This window comes from Paenibacillus sp. GD4 (genome assembly GCF_030846225.1).
GTDB classification, from domain to species: domain Bacteria; phylum Bacillota; class Bacilli; order Paenibacillales; family NBRC-103111; genus Paenibacillus_G; species Paenibacillus_G silviterrae.
Genome location: NZ_JAVCYK010000001.1, coordinates 4101087 through 4119997, shown reverse-complemented (window position 1 = coordinate 4119997; position 18911 = coordinate 4101087). Strand labels below are relative to the sequence as shown.

The 18911-nt window shown below is 41.8% G+C and carries 18 protein-coding genes, 2 pseudogenes and 1 other annotated feature; of the genes and pseudogenes, 4 read left to right on the top strand and 16 right to left on the bottom strand.

From position 1 onward, the window contains the following. Positions 1–62: 62 nt before the first annotated feature. From RAC89_RS19765 to RAC89_RS19745, 5 genes are all read right to left on the bottom strand, one after another. Positions 63–530 (bottom strand): NUDIX hydrolase, encoded by a 468-nt coding sequence (locus tag RAC89_RS19765; protein WP_306615414.1) that lies wholly within the window; start codon positions 528–530, stop codon positions 63–65. Further along, complete coding sequence (locus RAC89_RS19760; protein WP_306615413.1) at positions 531–902, bottom strand: PX domain-containing protein; 372 nt, start codon at positions 900–902, stop codon at positions 531–533. Between the two features lie 30 nt (positions 903–932). After that, positions 933–1172: a hypothetical protein gene (locus RAC89_RS19755; protein WP_306615412.1), complete on the bottom strand. Its 240-nt coding sequence runs from the start codon at positions 1170–1172 to the stop codon at positions 933–935. A 133-nt stretch (positions 1173–1305) separates the two neighbouring features. Further along, positions 1306–2208: an IS3 family transposase gene (locus RAC89_RS19750; protein WP_306616143.1), complete on the bottom strand. Its 903-nt coding sequence runs from the start codon at positions 2206–2208 to the stop codon at positions 1306–1308. Continuing rightward, complete coding sequence (locus RAC89_RS19745) at positions 2190–2480, bottom strand: transposase (RefSeq protein WP_218094447.1); 291 nt, start codon at positions 2478–2480, stop codon at positions 2190–2192. The genes RAC89_RS19750 and RAC89_RS19745 overlap by 19 nt, the downstream gene beginning before the upstream one ends. Before the next feature lie 1125 nt (positions 2481–3605). Here RAC89_RS19745 and RAC89_RS19735 point away from each other — a divergent pair. Then, positions 3606–4199: a hypothetical protein gene (locus tag RAC89_RS19735; RefSeq protein ID WP_306615411.1), complete on the top strand. Its 594-nt coding sequence runs from the start codon at positions 3606–3608 to the stop codon at positions 4197–4199. Positions 4200–4832: 633 nt separating this feature from the next. On the opposite strand, the gene RAC89_RS19730 is transcribed toward RAC89_RS19735, so the two are convergent. Next, a complete protein-coding gene (locus tag RAC89_RS19730) occupies positions 4833–5372 on the bottom strand; it encodes a DUF2199 domain-containing protein (RefSeq protein WP_306615410.1) in 540 nt (179 codons plus the stop codon). 159 nt (positions 5373–5531) lie between these two features. Continuing rightward, entirely contained in the window at positions 5532–6029 is a 498-nt protein-coding gene (locus RAC89_RS19725) for an NUDIX hydrolase (protein ID WP_306615409.1), read from the bottom strand. 190 nt (positions 6030–6219) lie between these two features. Here RAC89_RS19725 and RAC89_RS19720 point away from each other — a divergent pair. Continuing rightward, a pseudogene (locus RAC89_RS19720) lies at positions 6220–6948 on the top strand (transposase); the annotation flags it as partial. A gap of 475 nt (positions 6949–7423) precedes the next feature. Here the strand turns inward: RAC89_RS19720 and RAC89_RS19715 are convergent. After that, positions 7424–8038, bottom strand: coding sequence for a histidine phosphatase family protein (locus RAC89_RS19715; RefSeq protein WP_306615408.1), 615 nt, complete (start codon positions 8036–8038; stop codon positions 7424–7426). A gap of 340 nt (positions 8039–8378) precedes the next feature. Next, a pseudogene (locus tag RAC89_RS31740) lies at positions 8379–8594 on the bottom strand (SMI1/KNR4 family protein); the annotation flags it as partial. Positions 8595–8887: 293 nt separating this feature from the next. On the opposite strand from RAC89_RS31740, the gene RAC89_RS19710 reads away from it, so the two are divergent. Both RAC89_RS19710 and RAC89_RS19705 read left to right on the top strand, forming a co-directional pair. After that, the gene (locus RAC89_RS19710) at positions 8888–9889 is read left to right on the top strand and encodes a DUF3231 family protein (RefSeq protein WP_306615407.1); all 1002 of its coding nucleotides are present in this window, start codon (positions 8888–8890) and stop codon (positions 9887–9889) included. A 524-nt stretch (positions 9890–10413) separates the two neighbouring features. After that, entirely contained in the window at positions 10414–10827 is a 414-nt protein-coding gene (locus tag RAC89_RS19705; protein WP_306615406.1) for a DUF1259 domain-containing protein, read from the top strand. 414 nt (positions 10828–11241) lie between these two features. On the opposite strand, the gene mle is transcribed toward RAC89_RS19705, so the two are convergent. From mle to ilvB, 7 genes are all read right to left on the bottom strand, one after another. Continuing rightward, the gene (gene mle, locus RAC89_RS19700; RefSeq protein WP_306615405.1) at positions 11242–12084 is read right to left on the bottom strand and encodes an alpha/beta fold macrolide esterase; all 843 of its coding nucleotides are present in this window, start codon (positions 12082–12084) and stop codon (positions 11242–11244) included. 603 nt (positions 12085–12687) lie between these two features. After that, positions 12688–13227, bottom strand: a complete 540-nt coding sequence (locus tag RAC89_RS19695; protein WP_306615404.1) for a hypothetical protein — start codon at positions 13225–13227, stop codon at positions 12688–12690. 145 nt (positions 13228–13372) lie between these two features. Continuing rightward, complete coding sequence (locus RAC89_RS19690; protein ID WP_306615403.1) at positions 13373–13702, bottom strand: hypothetical protein; 330 nt, start codon at positions 13700–13702, stop codon at positions 13373–13375. 58 nt (positions 13703–13760) lie between these two features. Then, positions 13761–14519, bottom strand: a complete 759-nt coding sequence (locus RAC89_RS19685) for a tyrosine-type recombinase/integrase (protein WP_306615402.1) — start codon at positions 14517–14519, stop codon at positions 13761–13763. A gap of 366 nt (positions 14520–14885) precedes the next feature. Then, complete coding sequence (locus RAC89_RS19680; protein ID WP_306615401.1) at positions 14886–15386, bottom strand: NUDIX domain-containing protein; 501 nt, start codon at positions 15384–15386, stop codon at positions 14886–14888. A gap of 280 nt (positions 15387–15666) precedes the next feature. Next, positions 15667–16158: an acetolactate synthase small subunit gene (gene ilvN, locus RAC89_RS19675; RefSeq protein WP_306615400.1), complete on the bottom strand. Its 492-nt coding sequence runs from the start codon at positions 16156–16158 to the stop codon at positions 15667–15669. Beyond that, complete coding sequence (gene ilvB / locus RAC89_RS19670; RefSeq protein WP_306615399.1) at positions 16155–17885, bottom strand: biosynthetic-type acetolactate synthase large subunit; 1731 nt, start codon at positions 17883–17885, stop codon at positions 16155–16157. The genes ilvN and ilvB overlap by 4 nt, the downstream gene beginning before the upstream one ends. Positions 17886–18276: 391 nt before the next feature. Continuing rightward, positions 18277–18542 (bottom strand) — a binding site (T-box leader). Positions 18543–18911 lie beyond the last annotated feature (369 nt).

Sequence of the window (18911 nt, the reverse complement as noted above, 5' to 3'; positions counted from 1 at the left end):
CAGCGGTCTGTTCCCTGGTTATTCCGCTAACGTTCCCCTATAGCTTAACAAAACCAAGCTTATTATTCGTTGTATAATCTTGACAATAAGTTATATGCTGGATTTACTTCCCACGTTTCATACGGAACAAAACACTTTGCTTTCATTGCATCGAGTGTACGAGATTTTTGCTGCGGGCGAGTTATGTATTTGTCTATATTTGATTCATTCAATTCAATATACCTAGCTTCTTTAATTTCTTCTGGTTGAATTTTTATATCTCCACTAACGTAATCTGCTTTAAAAACAACCGCTAATACATGCTTCGTTGCATTATAATACACGCCTGTTATGCCAATAGGACGAATTACAATTCTAGTATCTTCCAGAAACTCCCGACAGATTGCCTCGTCCAATGGTTCCCCTACCTCAACATTCCCCCCTGGCATTTCCCACGTATCCGAACGCCAGTGAGTCCTAAGTAATAAAACCTCATTTTTCTCGTTCATTACTAAAGCAGAAACTGAAACGATGTGTTTGGGATTTTCCATTCAACATTCTCCCATTAATTCAGATGTTATTTCTTCAATGACAGCAATAGACTTATTTTTCGATAAGTTTATGTACTCGATAATGTCATCAATTTTGTATACTTCAAGTTCACAATCCTTATTTTCTTCTATAATTTCAAAATCTCCATACATCTCATCAATAAATTTTTGCATGTCGTCTTGAGTTACACCATCTATTTCTCTCGGGAGAGGACCGATTTCCAACCAGTTTTTTAGATATCCCATATTATATTGACAAAGCAGCTGTGTATTCATTTTTCTAAAATCTGAATACCATCTTTTTATAAAGTTTGGGTCTAAATCTTGTTGCTGCCTTAATTCATATGGATAGTAGATATACTCCATCCACATGTTATCAGAAATTAAATGAGTTAAATATCCTTATGAGTAGTCATCTTTTATATCTGATAAATATGTATCAATGTATCTTTGATAGTTTACCTGCCTGGTTCTCTTGTCTACATCTCCTTCGAAATAATGAGTAATGACTTTCCTTTCAAACGAGAAAGCGGCATCAGGTGCTATTGAACCTTTTAAAAAATCTCTCTTGTCTTTTATGATATTTTTAAGGCTGGAAGCAACCATCTCACCAATTATTAAATGCATCAACCGTGAGCCCATAAAATCGCCTCTTTTTCATCAATTATACATAAATTATTTCATAAATTTGGTATTAGGGACAATAACAAATAGTGATAGTGGAGTTGTCAATAAAAGTGCAGTTTGAAAACACACTCATACAGGCATCCCATTACTAGGCTGCTTGCGACAGCATTCTTTCGCGATAAATGGATGGCGGCCAGCCCCCCGGATTAGAGGTGTAGATCCGCCGTCTATTGTAGTAGACCATGATGTATCTGAAGATGATCGATTTAATGTAGGCCATCGGATAGTACTCGGTCTTGATCTTGTACAGCTTTTCTTTCTTGAGCGTAGCAAAGAAGCTTTCCATTCGTGCGTTATCATAACAACGCCCCGTGCCGCTCATACTTTGCACGGCGTCACGTTTAGCCAGGCTCTCTCGGAAAGCGCGGCTTGTGAATTGACTACCGCGATCGCTATGATAAATCATTCCGCGAGCACTTCTTGCCCTGCAGGCGTTCTCGAAAGCTTGGATACATAATTCCTTACGCATGTTGTCGTCCATGGCGATGCCTACAATCTCTCCGTTGAAACAATCCAGTACGGCGGATAGATACAACTTGCCGTCTGAACAAGGAATCTCCGTGATATCTGATAGCCACTTTTGGTTGGGGGCTGAGGCACCGAAATCTCTCTTGATCAGGTTCTCGCTCTTTTGAGCTGCAGCATCCTCGCGTGTAATGCCATTTGGATGACGCTTCACTTTCTTCAGCAGGCCGTGCATCTTCATAATCCGACGGACGGTACTGTAGCTGGTCTTAATATCTATTTGTGACAGCGCCAGCAAAATACGCTGGACACCGTAATTATTGTTGTCTTCATGTTCCCCGATGATTTCTTTAATGTTGACCAGAAGGCGTTCTTGCCGCTCCTGTTTGGGTCTTGGCTTCAAGCTACGATAATAGCCCGATTCGCTGACAGCCAGTACTTCGCACATCTCCTTGACGGTCCAACGGCCACGTCGTTCACGGATGTAAGCATAGAGCTGGCACGCCTTTACCGCTTCCGGTCTAATGCGAAAAAACCGAGTGCGTCCTTGAGAATGTCATTTGCGCGGCGCAACTCGCCTATTTCTCTTTCCAATTCGATTTCACGGGCAGTCTTCTCGGTAGATGGGTAAGCACGTCCGCTTCCGACATGCGCTCCGTCGCCGTGCAGAGTTCTTCGCTTTCTCCAATCCTGCAAGGTGTGGTAGGCTACGCCTAACTGCTCAGCAGCTTTCTTTGGTCCAATCTCGTCGCTCAATCTTACTGCTTCATCTTTGAATACTTTGTCGTACCGTTTCATTGTCTCTCGTCCCCTCGTCATCTTCATTTTATTTCATACGAGGGTGTTTTTCGACTGCATAATTATAGTAGCACTCCATAGTTAACTGAGAGGACCAGCATTAGCAGAATATTACGCCCGCTACTTCAATGAGCAAAGGAGCAGCTTATGGCAATCTGCTCCTGGAAGGCTTTGAATTAACGTTCCCAGATAGTTGTGCGAAGGCTGCCGCATCTGATATTTTCGCAGGGCAGCCTTATGTTTTTCATTTAACTATACACCAACTACACTTTACGAACCGCGAACCAGAATTCGATGTAGTTGAGTCCATCCTTAGTGCCGTACATTTCAAACTCTATCCCATCCACCTGCTCATACCCAGCCGTCGGGAGCCATTCGGTATAAAAGCGTTAGTAAAGCGTTTCTATCGTCTTACCGAACTGCTCCCACGGATGTGGCTCCGACGGGAAGATTACCCACGTGTGCGCGGGAATAGTCACCGAGGTATACCCGTCCGTGTTACTGTCTTCGTCCTTTAAGGATTCCCGCTGACGAATGATGGCAAATTGCCCGCACGTGCTTCAAGTCGCTTAACGTCTCTGTTTGCATGGCTCTGCTCCCATAGCTTGGCTGGCGTTTGCGGTGCCTCACCGACTCCGTCGGTTTTGGTTAGTACTGATCGGCTTCATCGTGATTGCGGCTGGAGCCAACGCCGGACGCTACGGACTTGACTACTACCTGTTGCCGATGCTGCGCAAGTTGTTCACGCTGCATAAGAAGGACGGCACAGCCGGTACCGGTGCAAAGCCTCCCCCTGCACATGCATAACCCAAAAAAGAGACCCACAGCAACGGGCTGTGGGTCTTAATTTTATATATCAAAAAGGGGGTCACTATTATTATAGGCCCAGTTCATTAATGCCAGATGAAAAACAGTTTGCAGTTTGATTACAAATCATAGGATTGTTTACATATCCTACGAAGTCGGACTCAAAATTACATCTGTGGAACAAATCTATTTTTTCAGTATATTAATATATATTTATAATTATAGACAGCAGAAATATTAAACGGTATTATTTCCCATGTTTAGCAAATTATATATTTCGAGAGAGCGGTTATCATTTTTAGAAAGTTACTATCTTTTATGCTTTGTTGTGTTCTGTTGTTTTCAGCTTACTCATCATCTGTATCTGCAAAATCACTAAATACTGATATTGATTCAACAGGGCATACAATTATTATTGGAAACGATGAATTTTCCAAACGAGTCTTATCCTCTGTCGAGAGTATGGCTCCGTATATAACTGTAGGACCTGACAATACATATCAGATTGATCCTAAGGCAAAGGAAATAGTTGATAAAGACATTTATGCGCATTTTGAATTAGGTGTAGAGAAAATCAATCAGTCACGTATTGATTCAAAAACACAACAACCAGAAGTCAGTACTAATTCATATAGTAATTCGTACTGGTGGGGGGTTGCTATCACGTATAGTGATGCTGAGACTAAACAAATGATTTATGCATTACTACAAACTGCAGCTGTAGGAGCATTGATAGCATCTATTGCAGCATTTGTACCCGCTGCACAAGTAGGGGCAATTGTTGCTGCAATCGAAGCAGCAGGGGCTTTAATGATTGCAAATTCCATGTCTTATCATAACCAAGGTAACGGGGTAACTTTAAATTTACACTGGCTTCCTTTCGTTTATTATGAGGTAACTCCTAATTACTAAAATCTAAAACATGAGGATGTGGTTATTACGCCACAGTCGCTGATAATTATTTTACTATTCATACTTATACCTACACTATCTCTTGTTATTGGTTTAAAAATTGTGTTTAAGAACAAACCTACAGTGTATATGAGGATATTGTTATTAGTGGCGGTAATAGCGTTGGCTATTTCGTCACTTCAGGTAATTATTTATCATCAATACTCAGTAAATAACCTATTTTTGACCGTTTTGATTTCCGTTTCAGTAATAGTTGTTAACCAGACACTAAACAAGAGGAAGCAATAAGGACATTAGAAACGCCCTTGATTACGGGGTGTTTTCTATTTTCAATCCACTAGATGCTATTTTTTTACCAGTATACAGTGTTCCGTAACCTGCTAATAATCGTACCAGTTTACATATCGTCTAAAAGCAGCCGCACAAGCTCTTATAGCGAAAAGCGCAAGCCACGGATCTGTTCAAATTTACTCATAGCGGCTGATTGGCCTTCCGTGAAACACTGAAAAAATAAGCTCGAAATCCAGGCAGGACGAGCTTATTGTTTCTTTGATATGCTCTTGTTTTCTATTCCATTGATTTCTGGATCCAGCATCCGGTAGTTGAACCAACGTTCGCCGTTAACTCAATCACCTAATCATTCATATGAAGAATACCTTCGGCTATTTCTTGAACCCTTCGCATTGTAATGCCGTCTTTTTGTTCAATTGCTAGTGGATGTGACGTTGGTTCTAATTCAATTAATGGTCTAATCCCTAGTTTGCGAGTATGTATCATCGTTTTTAAATTCAACGTTTCTTCTGAGTAAGATGTGATTGAAGTTGATAACCAACCAAACATTGGTTCTAACTTCTTTTGTCTTCCCCATATATTCCAGTACGACACTGTTCTTTCAAAGTTTTCTTTACTCAGAGAAACCCAGACATCCCAGATGAAATTCCTTTTATTATCAATTACAGGTATTTCAATATTACCACGTATATAGAAATACTCATCGTCCATAACACATAACTCAGAATCATGTCTAAACTTAAACCTTGCTTCTCTTTCTTCTGGCATTGTTTGATTCCAATAATATGGAGCATTGAACCCATAGCTCATTGGAAGTCCATCATGCTTCTTCCCACAGCAAGAACAGATAAAACTATTAGTGCTTTTCTTAAAAAATTTCATTAGATAGACTCTTCCCCGCTGATTATTATTCAATCCTCGTGTAGACCCAATTTACCCAATATGTATTCCTCAAAGGAATTCAATTATCCTGCCACCAAGCAGCTGCCGCGGCGGTCTGCTCCCTGGTTATTCCACCAACGTTCCCAGTCGTAATGGCTTCTACTTTAACACCACCCAAGTATCCAATCGCTGGAATTCTAAGGATAGTTTTTTCGTTTGCAGCCATTGAATCGCCTGAAGAACGAGTGGAGAAGAATTGTCAGCAGTTATTTCTTTTATCGGTAGCCATAATGCACCAAGTGAATCCTGCCGTTCAAACTTTTTAGGCGTCTGTGTAGGAGTACCACCGATTATTTGAACCAAATAAAACATGGCAATATGATGAATATGAGAAGTGCCCCTTTTGGGTAGTTCATAAGGAATCAAATAATCACAAACGCCAACATTTTCTTTAACTTTTACGGTTATTCCAGTTTCCTCAAGGAATTCCCTTTGCACAGCCACTGCTAAAAATTCATTTGCTTCAACCGTTCCTCCAGGTAGGTCATATCGACCGAAGTATGGGCCACTTCCCTTTTGAATAACTAATAGTTTTTCATCATTCAAACAAATCCCATATGCACCTAAATGTCGATGCCAATGCTCATTTTCACTCAATTCACGCACCCCCGCAGAATATATTTCATTATTTTTAATTTCAGCAAATAATACCCAGCAACCTACCGGTTAACGCAATAAAGCTGCCGTTCATTCGCGCGGCAGCTTCTTGATGTGTAATGATTAAACTATCGTTCGCCGATAGCGTAATGACGAGATGAAAAATGGAGGTTTACATCCATCCCGCTTTATTGTGTTCCCAGAGTTGCGACAAGTCTTTAAAGTTTTAACTTGCAAAGGGGCAATATTAACTCTGAGATTGTTTCCACTTCCCTCAGACCTATGCAAGTTAGAACCCGCTGACGTAATTGCGGCATGGAAATCCTCGATGAAACGACACTCTGGTGTTCGCAGAGCTAAGCTGCTTATTGAACTTGCTAAGCGAACTGTAGGCTCTACTCAGGCGACACATGCTTATAAACTTCACCTTGAGCATCTGCTTCAGGAGTATGACTTAGCTACTACCCAGCTTCAGAGAATCGAAGATGAGGTCAAAGGCGCTCTGGCGCGTATCCCTTACGCAGGTAAACTCCTCGCCATTACAGGCATTAGCGCTACTGCTCTAGCCGGTATCCTGGGGGAATCAGGTGATCTAAGCGGTTACACGCACGGAAACGAGTTACTTCGGCATGCAGGCCTTAATCTGACTGAAGCCAGCTCAGGAAAATGGAAAGGCCAAATGACATTGAGTAAACGAGGTCGGCCACGTCTCCGACATTTTATCTATCTAATGACGAGTTGTTTGGTTATGACCAACAAAGAATTCAGGGCTCTACACCATCATAACGTTCAAGTCAAAAAGCTTAAAAAGATGAAGTCCATCATGAAGTTATGCGGAAAGCTCGCTCGACTTTTAGTCGGTTTGGCACGTAGTGAGCAAGCTTACAATCCAAACGAAATCTTTGCTTTGGCTGCCTAAAACAATTATTTACGTAATTTGGTGTATTCGCAGGATTCAAAGAAAGCACGGAGTATCGGGATACGTTACGCAAAAGGGCTATGACCCGTTCCGTTAGAAAGACCGACCTCCACCCCTTGGATAGATGTGACGAAGGAATGAAAGGGCTACGACCCGTTGAGATATGGGAGCGAAAATCTCTAAGGGCACCGTGGAGATATGCGTGCAGCATATGGAATGAATTGGGTGAGGATGCCTCCACCTCTGTTCCCGCACGCCTACAAATCCCGATCTTTAGCAATCCCTACTCTCTGCTTCCTCCAATCGACGCTTAGAGGGGATGAAATCCTGCGAATAGACGAGCTTACGTGAGAAAATCAAATCGTATCGAGGGAGCTCAACGATTAATTAAATCTCAATCCAGCTCATTGTAAGATTACAATCTCCAGTGCCACGTTTAGACCATCGTTTGAATTGGATTTAGTTAATTTGCCATTCAATACGCTTCCAAGTGCCGGGCATCATTATACTTTATAAGTGACCAAGTTTTGTCTTCGTGTTGCGACCAGTGCGTAATGGACGTATGGTTTGTTTGAAATCCCACCTTCGGCATCTCAAAGGTGTTTAATCCGAAAAAATACTGGAACGAGCAATCGATCACTCCCCCGTGACAGACGATCGCAATGGTCTTTCCCTCGTATTGAAGACATATCCGGTTAAGGGCTGTACCTACCCGCAAAACAAATTGTGGCCAATTCTCAGCTCCGGGGGCTATCAAAGCAAACGGGTTTCGCTTAGGGTTATGTAAGGTCAGTAGTTCATCCAGACTCTCCTTAGTCATGCCGAGTGCTTGACCAGGCCGCATCTCTTGAAATTCATCATCCGGAACAATAGTGACATCTAATCCCTCGGCTAGTATCTCTGCTGTCTGCTTCGCTCGAAGAAATGAGCTAGCTATCCAAATATCAGCTTGGATTTCCCCTGATCTAACTAACCGATCCCTCAGCTTTATAGCCTGAGCCACTCCCGTCTCTGTTAATCCATAATCGTTAACGATTCCATCATTTACAATACAAGACTCGCCATGTCTTATTAGGTAAAGCTGTGTCATTGACTCCATCCCTCCATTTAAAAAATTATAAACACAAGCTATCTTAAAAGTTGTTTTATGATCTTGCGAAGCCCGTATATTACCCTTGTGCAGCACTACTACCAAATAGCGCGAGCCCTATGACTATACCAGATTTAAACATTGTCTGGTTGCTTCTTTATTGCATCAAAAAAAGGGGCAGTTGCTCCACAATCCGCTCTTTTGTTCGGTTCAACTATCGTTCGCCGTTAGTTGAATCGGATAAGGAAGCCAAGTATTTTAGAAAACCATTAAATGTCTCAGAGCACTTTGTTATTTCATCTAAGTCCATACCTATAAATGGGACTTCAACAATTGTTGTTTACTTATACCTCGTATCAAACGCATATGCTGTACCTCCACCATCGGAACCGAAAATAACTAACCAATCAGCAAACTCCTTAACGGCATAGTCTTCGTTTAATTCCACTAACTCATCTATTGGCCATAGATGTAGATACGCGTTTCCTACAGTCCCTACCGCGCCATTATATTGAACAATAAAATCCTTGTAATCACTCGGAAATTTAGCGTTAAACTTGTTCTCCGTTTGTAATTACTAGCTCCATATTTGTAGGAAGATTTAATTCCAGTCCATTAATAAGATAATTCAACATTTTTCTGTCCCTTCGAACCGATATTCATTTTGCAACACCCTCAATATTACCATATAGTTTGCAGTGATTCTTATCGTAATCTGCCCTTTAGCTTAATAGGCCGCATCGATCCCGCGGCGGCCTCATGATAATTGAAAACATCCACTCAGGAGGATAAAACGGCTTGATTTTCCAAATAATAATATTAAATTAAATCATTTTAAGGGGAGTTACAATGGATAATTTTAAACTGGCTTCTTCCGAAATTGGGACATTGTGGGGAGAGTATGTAAACGGAACGGCGGTTCATGTTATAAATCAGTACATGGTAAGCATTGTGGAAGATGAAAAAATAAAAACCCTTTTTGAAGATGCAATAAAGACCTTCGAAAACCAAAAACAGCAAATAACAAAGTTCTTTGAAAACGAAGGTTTTCACGTCCCGATTGGATTCACCGCCGAATCGGACCTCCATCAAGGTGCTAAAAGACTGTTTTCAGATACCTTCTGCTTACATTATTTACATGTAATGACGCTTCATGGTCTATTGGGGCATATCACATCACTTTCTGGTTCAGTGAGAAAGGATCTGCGCCGTTTTTATGGTGATTGTGATAATGCTGGGAAGGAGATGTACGATAAAACCATCGAATTATTATTAGAAAAGGGGCTATTCCAAAGAGACCCTTACTTTTATCCTGAAGAAAGTCCTGAATATGTAACGGGAAAAAATTTTTTAGGTGGCCTTTTTGGTAATAACCGATCTTTAGCCGCTACGGAGATTCTCAGTCTTTCTTTGAACCTAAAGAAGAAAATACTGGAAAAGACAATTACTATCGCCTTTAGCCAAATTACACAAGATGAAGAAGTTAGAAAATTCCTTACATCAACACAAGATACCACGGATGACCAAATTCAAGCATTGGGTAACATTCTAAGGGAAGATAATCTGCCTGTCCCAACGTCTTGGGAGACAGAAGTGACAATTTCGAACGATTCTCCTTTTTCGGATAAGTTAATGCTGTACCATGTTGGATTTTTGATGCAAGCATCACAAGCTTATCATGGAGTAGGCCTTGCATCCGCCATGCGAATAGATCTTGCGGCGCAGTATGAAAGAATCATATTAAAAAACTTAGCGGTCACAAAAGATTGGTTCGATTTAATGACAAAAAATAAGTGGCTAGAGCAACCGCCACTTTCTCCTAACCGCAAAATGATTGCGAATGTTAAGTAAGTGCGGGGTTTCTTCGCAAGAATTAAGACGGCAACAAAAAACAGATCGTTCCATGTGGCGGACGGGTCTGTTTTTTTTGTTACATTGGATTACTCGCTATTCTGGAGGCTTACCTTTATCCCCCGCGAAACCTATCAGTACCTGGGGAAGGGCCCATGTCAAGCATATGAGTGAACATTATGGGGAAGATAGGTCGGCAGTAACTCTCGATTAATTGGAGAAGATGTTCCACATCTCTGCTCCAAGCTAAGCTGTCCCAACTATCCTCCCGTTACTTCAACAAGCAAAGGAGCAGCTGCCGCGGCGGCAAACTACTCCTGGTGGCTCTGAACTAACGTTTCCCGTTAACGTGTAATGGAGTTTACAGATACAACGATGTGTAAAGAAGCCTCTTCAACGGCTAAGAAGAGGTTTCTTTATTTAAGATTGCTCCGTTTAAGTATGGGTACATTCTTAGGGCATAGTCCAATCAGCCTCATTTGGTTTGGAATACACTGGAAACAAAACCAAAAGGAGGCTTTTCCATGCCGGTAAAAGTAAGCACAGAGTTTCAAAGAATGTGTAACCAGTTTGCCAGAATCTTAGGTGGTACCCACGAAATTGAACCTGGACGCGTTTGTTTTGTTAATCGAGGAACAAGGCTAAGAGCAACCATTTTGGGCAGACGTACAACATCGCCTCTGGTGCGGCATCAGCTGTTTTCTTTTGAATCCCTGGACCGGTCGGGACGTGCACTTTGCTTAGGGGAAACAGCCGCTCTTCAGAATCAGGCCAACCGGTTAATCCGCAATCTGCAGCGGCGTGGCATTAAGGTAACCGCTCTTCACAATCACTGGCTGAATGAAAGCCCGCGGATTATGTACATCCACTGGGAAGCGATCATGAACCCAATCGAATTTGCCAGGAAAACAAAAGAATCTATTCGTTTCCTTGGATAATTAACCGGCTGGAGTTCTTGGATGCACAATTAAAGTGACAAGAAGGCCATGTCCGAGATTTATCTTAGACATGGCCTTTAGTGACAAATTCAACGGAGTCGAATTCATTATCCACCCTTCTCCCCGACTTCTTCCATATCGTTGTAGTAAATTCTATGCAGCAATCCTGCCCGTTGAGCGGCAATTTGCAATCACAAATTAGTGGTGGATCGGTTCTATCGCCGCGCTATCGTACTCATTAGGTTTATCCATTTTATTGTACATTCTTTGAGTCCTTGGAGCTTTCCTGTTTCAGTTCAACTGGTTCGCCACACGAGCATTTGGCACCAAAAGAATTGCAACCAATAAGTAGCAATACAGCTGCCGCGGCAAACTGCTCCCTGGTTATAACGCTATCGTCTCCCGTTAGCTGAACTAATTTGGTATTGCAGTGTGCTTTGAAATAAAATCGATTATCAAATCCCAGTCGTCATAATGAAGCTCATGCCCAGTACCTTCTAATGACAGTAAAACCGCATTTGGGATTTCGTTAGCCAGATTTTTCCCATGTTCATGCGGGATAATGGGATCTTCAGTTCCGTGTATAATTAGCGCAGGCACCTTGATTTTAGCCGTCTCAGACAGATAGGACTCACCACCTGTCACCAAGACGTGATTACTCATACTGGCCATATTGGTACTTCTTGCAAATTCTTTTTTAGCCAAAATACCAACTTTTTTCTCATTAAAAAGATGCTTTGATCCTACTAGGATTCTTGATCTATCAATAGCAAAATCGACTACCGATTGTTCGTTATTCCAATCTATAACCCCCATGTTCGAGAAAAAATCCATAATCTTTTCCTCCATCGGTGGAAGATGCGGAGCAAAATTGGACGTTGATAGGAGGGTAATGGTTAGAACTCTCTCCGGATGCCGCAGAGCTATCATTTGAGTCAACATACCACCCATGGACATGCCTACGATATGCGCTTGCTCAATCTTATAAGCATCCAATACTCGAACGGCATCATCTGCCATATCCTCGAAAGTATAACCTGGTTGACCAGGTTCGTAAGTTGTTGAACGTCCCACATCGCGGTTATCATAGCGAATGACAAAACGCCCTGCATCTGCAATACGCTGGCAAAATTCTTCTTCCCACCAAATCAATGAGGATTGGGCACCCATAATCAGCAAAATTGCTGGGTTAACTGGTTCTCCGAAACTGTCGGTACATATTTCAATTCCATCTACTTTTATTAATCGTTCATTCATTTCAATTCCCCCAATGCTTGTATTCAAAATAAAAAACACAGGCTATTGGCCTGTGCATACAGTAATCGAGAAGAATTTGAGAAAGAAGGCAATAAGCTCACAAAAAGCTTCTTCTTCAAATCCAGTCTATGCGACATCAGGATAGAGTTACCCTGTCCCCAATCGCATATAACTAAAGTAGGTTACCGTGAAGGCAAACTATTCTTCGATTACTATGCACACAAAATAGCCTTAAACCACTATTTTATTCATTGTGCAAAGAATAACGAAGAATTAGTTTAACACACGTAACCCCTCCGTTCGTATCAGTTAAAACAATGCTAACATATGATGAGTTTTTATGTCAACACTTAGGAAGTCGTTAGACTGGTAGGATAGGTTGAGGACATTATTTATGTTTCGGTACATTTCCCAATAACTTCGATGAGAATTTGCCATCATTCTCGTTGCCTAGTCAGGAACAACAAAGGCCCGAAGATTCCGAGTCTAACTCTTTCATAAGTTTTATCATTCTATTGAACTATTCTGCCCTTTAGCTTAACGCGGCGGCCTATTTATGCGGCAGCCGTTTGTTGCTATTTGGATTAAGCGAATAGTTCTTCGTTAATGCAACAACCATGCAGTTATTGGTTTATCATCCCAAACCTGCACTTCTATGTACCGCTCCGGTCCTTTTTTTCCTTCGCAATTCCATTCCTGTGGTAATCCAAATTCTCTTATTACTTGATAAATCTCATTTAACGTGTATACCTGATTCCGATATATCTTTCCGTCCTGGTATCTCATCGTGGGAAACAAGTCTCCGTAGGTAAAACTTATGGTGTGAGGATCGAATTCAGTAGTGGGGATACGAAGCATCTCACCTTTCTCGAACCAGTCTAAGAGCCACGGACATTCGCCAACTGTCATATAATGAGGAAACCTTCGAATAGGCTTTCCTCCCTTTAATATAAATAACTCTCTCGCCTTAAGTTCAAGACTTCGTCGAATTGAAAGATAGTCCTTGGATCTTCTACTTGCAAATCCTTTCTTCTGAATTCGGATCTCGTCAAGAACATGCTCTGCTACCTCTGGTTCTAAATCAGATAAATTTCTGAATGGACCAGTCGATTGGTCAAAATAATGATATAGAAAATTGATCATTAACAAACCCCTTTTTCCAACGATAACTGAGTATAATCATACCATTGAACTATGACTGCCCTTTGACATAATGAAACCAAGGAAGCAGACCACCGATATCTATTCACGTATTAGCGCTTATGGCCAACGGAGGTCATGCTGTGGCTTATGTTCTATCCTCATACCCCCAACGTTTCAATAACCACTTGTTATCGATAATATCTTCTTCCGTTAAGCGGCCCAACTTCATCTTAGCTAGCAGAAGGAGTTCTTTGTGCTCGGTGTATGAAAAATCTTTGTAGATCTCCTGATTCTTCTTATGGAATTGATGGATTAACTCAGTTAGTTCGAAATACGGCAATGACCCTGATTTCCATTCCAAAAAAGATTGGTATAATGGTTCCAGTGCTTCTTCAGTTATCAATTTGTGATACTCGTCGATAATTTCACTCTCTTGCTGTCGTTTTTGTTGTTTAGGCGTCAATTTTCTCACCAAGCTCTCTGTCTCCTTTTTAATAATTGAACTTTCACCGCTACTCCAAAATAAAATGACGCTAAAAGAACCGACGATAAAGTTCTCTCCTGCGTTCACCACGCAGTTGAGCATATATCTGTGTGGTGGATGCTTTTTCATGTCCTAGCATACCTTGAATAAAATCTAACGGGGCTCCGTTATCTAGGAGTTGGCAAGCGTAGGTATGACGAAAGCGATGGGGGTATACATTTGCCTCGATCTCTCCGCGATCTGCTAGCCGTTTTAATGCCCACCTGAGTGTTGGAATAGCCATGCGCTTAATTGGTTTTGTATCCGTTACAAATAGGGCTTTGCACGAGTCCTCACGATTAGCTAAGTACTTCTTCAACCATACCTTACACTCAGTGGTGAAGTAAACTTCTCTCTGCTTTGACCCCTTCCCATTTACAATGGCAGAGCAGTTCTCCCAATTCAGATCCTCAATGTTTAACTTCTCGACTTCTCCAATACGACAGCCTGTGCTGTAGAGAAACTCAAGTAGCGCTCTTTCTCTAAGTGTTTGACATGAGATCTTCAGATGAATGATATCTTCTTCCACCAAAAACTTAGGAATACGTTTATCCATTTTGGGCTCACGTAGTTTGAGCGAAGGGTTGGTAGGTAAATAGGTTTCCTCATATGCAAACCGGAATATGGAACGTACAAAACGAATGCGGTGCCCTAAGCTACTTGGTTTCAACCGTTCGGACTGCTTAGCTAGGTATTCTTTTAGCAGATTCAGAGTGATCTGAGAAATATCAATATCCCCGAGATCAGTAACCAGCATCTTGAGCTGCAAGCATATGCTTTTAATGTATTTGGACTAAACCCTTGAATTCGCTTGTCCGCTTCATAAAGAAGCCAAAGTTCGTTTAACATCATAACCAAAACCTCCTATTAGAGCAATTAGTTCTAGTTTGCTTCTAGTAGGAGGTTTTAGACTAGGATTCAATTAGCGTATCCAATAAGTTTAATACGTAATACCCCTGCAACTCTAAATAAATATTCACCTTGATGGTTCTTAATCGTTATCAATGAATTCTGCCTCATCTATGTATTGTTTAGCAAATCTGCCCGTTACTTCGACGACACCAGGTAGCAGGTGCCGCGGTAATCTGTACCTGGGTTATTGCGCTATCGTTCTCCGTTAGCGCAATGCCGATTTTTATTCCAATATTAATGTCCCATTGTACATTCTAAGGTCTTTAAATACTCTTTTATGATGTTTTTCAAAAAGCTCACTTGATGATTCTGGTAAGTTATCTAACGGGTAAAACTTAGCATCTACGCTTTCATCTGTCTCCTTTTCAAGCGTCCCCGTCCATTCATCCACTCGAAATAGGTATTCAATTATGTGATGTTCGTTCCCCCAACGATCTGTAAATGTTTGCGTTACTGGAGAAGAATAAATTGCAATTAATGTAGCCTTTAGAACGTCAAGACCTGTTTCTTCTTTAACTTCACGCTTCATCGCATCAAATACTGATTCATCTAGTTCCATGGCTCCTGCAGGCATACCCCATTTTTTATCGCCACTACGTTTGATGAACAAGGCACGTCCTTTTTCATCAAGTAAGATTGCCCTTACTGAGTTTACGATTATCTTTCGTGTACCAATGACTTTGCGAAGTTTGCCTAAATAGGAATCGTGCCAACCACCGCTCATCCTCTCACCCCTTGGATTATTCTGGATGAACTAATGATAAGGTTATAAGTCTACCAAGAAAATGATTTATATTAGATGGATTCGTTCTAATATTAATATCAAAACTGTACCAAGTTACTAAGTATAAGTATCAATAATCCTCCCATTAACCTTAATAAAGCTGCCGGTCACTTTCGCGGCAGCTTCTTGATGTGTAGGATTAAAACTAAAGTTCCCAGTTAGCTTAATCTTTAGTTGTATTAATGTTACAGGATAAGATAACCGAAACTTAGATTTGTGGTTATTGGTTGTTATCCCCGCGAATCATTGCAGTTGTACCCGTTCGGCACATCTCCAAGATCCCGTAAGGCCGTACAAGTTCAACCATAGCTTCAATTTTGTTAAATTCCCCAACCACTTGAATGATTAAACTTCTTGACCCAATGTCAATTACTGATGCACGAAAAGCGTCAACAACCCCAAGGATTTCGGGACGTTCAGACGGCTCCGCCTTCACTTTGATAAAGGCCAGTTCTCTCTCCACCATTGGGTATGAACTTAAATGGGATACTTGGATAACATCGATCAATTTGTTTAGCTGCTTTTCAATCTGTTCGATTATTCGATCATTCCCTGAAGTAACGATAATCATCTTCGATAATCCGGTCTGTTCACTACCCCCGACCGTAATGCTATCGATATTAAAACCACGGCGGCCAAACAAACTGGATACCCGTTGCAAAACCCCGGGTTGATCATTAACCAGAATAGATATTGTGTATCTCTTAATCATTCGAAATCCCCCAGTATGATTTCATCTAAATTGGTCCCACTGAGAACCATTGGATAAACATTTTCATCTTTCGGTACGTTAAACTCAACAAGTACAGGTCCGGGTGTCTCCATTGCCTCCTGCCAGATTCGCGTCGCCTCTGTTTTAGTACTTGCTCGTAACCCCTTTATGCCATATGCTTCAGCCAATTTTACGAAGTCGGGACTTCCCGCAAGATCAATCTGGCTAAAACGATTGTTATAAATAATTTCCTGCCATTGTCTAACCATGCCAAGTACTTGGTTGTTAATCACGACAATCTTGACAGGAATATTATGAATGGCGCAAATAGCCATCTCTTGGGCACACATCTGCATGCCTCCATCCCCGTTGATTGAAACAACTAGACGGTTTGGATTTCCTGTTTGCGCACCTATTGCAGACGGGAATCCGAATCCCATTGTTCCGAGACCTCCCGAACTGATGAGTGAGCGTGGATGTTTAAATTTGTAAAATTGAGCAACCCACATTTGGTGCTGACCTACGTCAGTGGTAATAATCGCTTCTCCATCCGTTGTCTCACTTATCATTTCGATAACAAATTGCGGTTTAAGTTCCTTTTCGGAATTTGTGTACCGCAATGGATACGCCGACTTATTCTCTTCAATAGTTTTGATCCAACTTCCTAATTTGTAGGGTTGTGCTTTCATATTCGCGTACTCGAGGACATCCTTAATTTCGCCGACACAGGCAATATCGGTCTTGATGTTCTTTCCAATTTCGGCAGGATCTATATCGATATGCGCGATTCGTTTTGCATGAGGAGCAAATCCAGCAGTATTCATTGTAATTCGGTCGTCAAACCGTGAACCAATCGAAATAATCAAATCGGCGTTTTGAACGGCCATATTGGCGGTATACGTACCATGCATGCCTAACATCCCCAACGAGAGGTCGTGACCACTGGGGAAACCGCCCAATCCGAGCAATGTCGTGGTCACCGGAATCTGGGTTTTATTTACGAATTCCAGCAGTTCGCTTGATGCATTGGAATAAACCACCCCACCCCCGGCGATAATAACCGGCTTCTCAGATTCTGCAATCGCTTCGATTAACTGATCTATTGCCGATTGATTAGGTCTCGGTGCCGCTTCATAACCACGCAAGTTTATATTGTCGTCTCGATGATAAAACATTTTTTGATTTGATATATCCTTTGGGATGTCAATTAATACAGGTCCTTTCCTTCCGGTGTTTGCAATATAAAATGCTTCATGGATGATGCGTGGCAGGTCATTTACGTCACGTACCAAATAACTGTGTTTTGTTATTGGCATGGTAATACTAATAATGTCTGCTTCCTGAAATGCATCAGTGCCCATTACCGTTGTCGGGACATTACCGGTAATTACAACAAGCGGAACAGAATCCATAAAGGCAGTTGCAATTCCGGTCACTAAGTTTGTCGCACCCGGTCCAGAGGTCGCGATGCATACTCCTACTTTACCTGTAGACCGCGCATATCCGTCCGCTGCGTGGATTGCCCCCTGCTCGTGTCGAGTTAGAATGTGTTTAAAGTCGGGATTACCCACCATTGCATCATAGATATAAAGAACATTTCCACCCGGGTAACCAAATACACATTCTGTACCTTCCGTTAACAAGCATCGTAAAAGTACCTCCGATCCAGTTATCAAATCTTGTGATTGTTGAATTGACTGGTTGGTGAACATTGAGCCTTGTTCCATTCTAACTACCTCCTATAAAATAAATAACCCCTTTCATCCTTGGCAGACAGAAAGCAACTGTCAAACCAAAAGGGACGAAAGGGGAACTTTTCGTGGTACCACCCTGATTTGCCGGGAACCTTACGATTCCGGCCTCATGAGGTAAGGAAGCCCTTACCTGCAGCACGATAACGTGTGCCACTCCGTTTGAGCCTACTCATCGACTTGCACATTCGACTTTCGATCAAAAGCTCCGAGACGACATCTTACAAAGGATTATGGCAAAGGTTTCAGCATTCCCTCTGCTCTCTGGACATAAGAGCCTTCGTAGTTTTTTCTCTTCATCACTTTGCGATATGTGAAAATAAATAACCCCTTTCATCCTTGGCAGACAGAAAGCAACTGTCAAACCAAAAGGGACGAAAGGGGAACTTTTCGTGGTACCACCCTGATTTGCCGGGAACCTTACGATTCCGGCCTCATGAGGTAAGGAAGCCCTTACCTGCAGCACGATAACGTGTGCCACTCCGTTTGAGCCTACTCATCGACTTGCACATTCGACTTTCGATCAAAAGCTCCGAGACGACATCTTACAAAGGATTATGGCAAAGGTTTCAGCATTCCCTCTGCTCTCTGGACATAAGAGCCTTCGTAGTTTTTTCTCTTCATCGCATTTTATGATGGATATATGATAGCACAGGGCCTACGGTTTTTCAAATGCGTTATTACAGTAAACTCCCTCTATGGAGAATCGTTTTCCTCTTAAATACGCTTGTTTTCTTAGATTCTGAACGTTTTTCTTTCGTACGAGACAAGCACTGTATGGAACAAGTTTGTAGAAGATGTAATATATGGGGGAGAAGAAAGCGCAAAAACACATCCACCCAGACCACCTGTTTTTAAAAAGTGGACATTCTGGAGATTTATGGTCGCACCTTTGGATCTCCACATCGCCTCATGGAGGTCAACCCTCCCATGTCTCACAGAGTCTTCGCTCCCACATTCCTTCATTCAACCTGTCCATGAGGTGGAGGTCGGATATGCTGC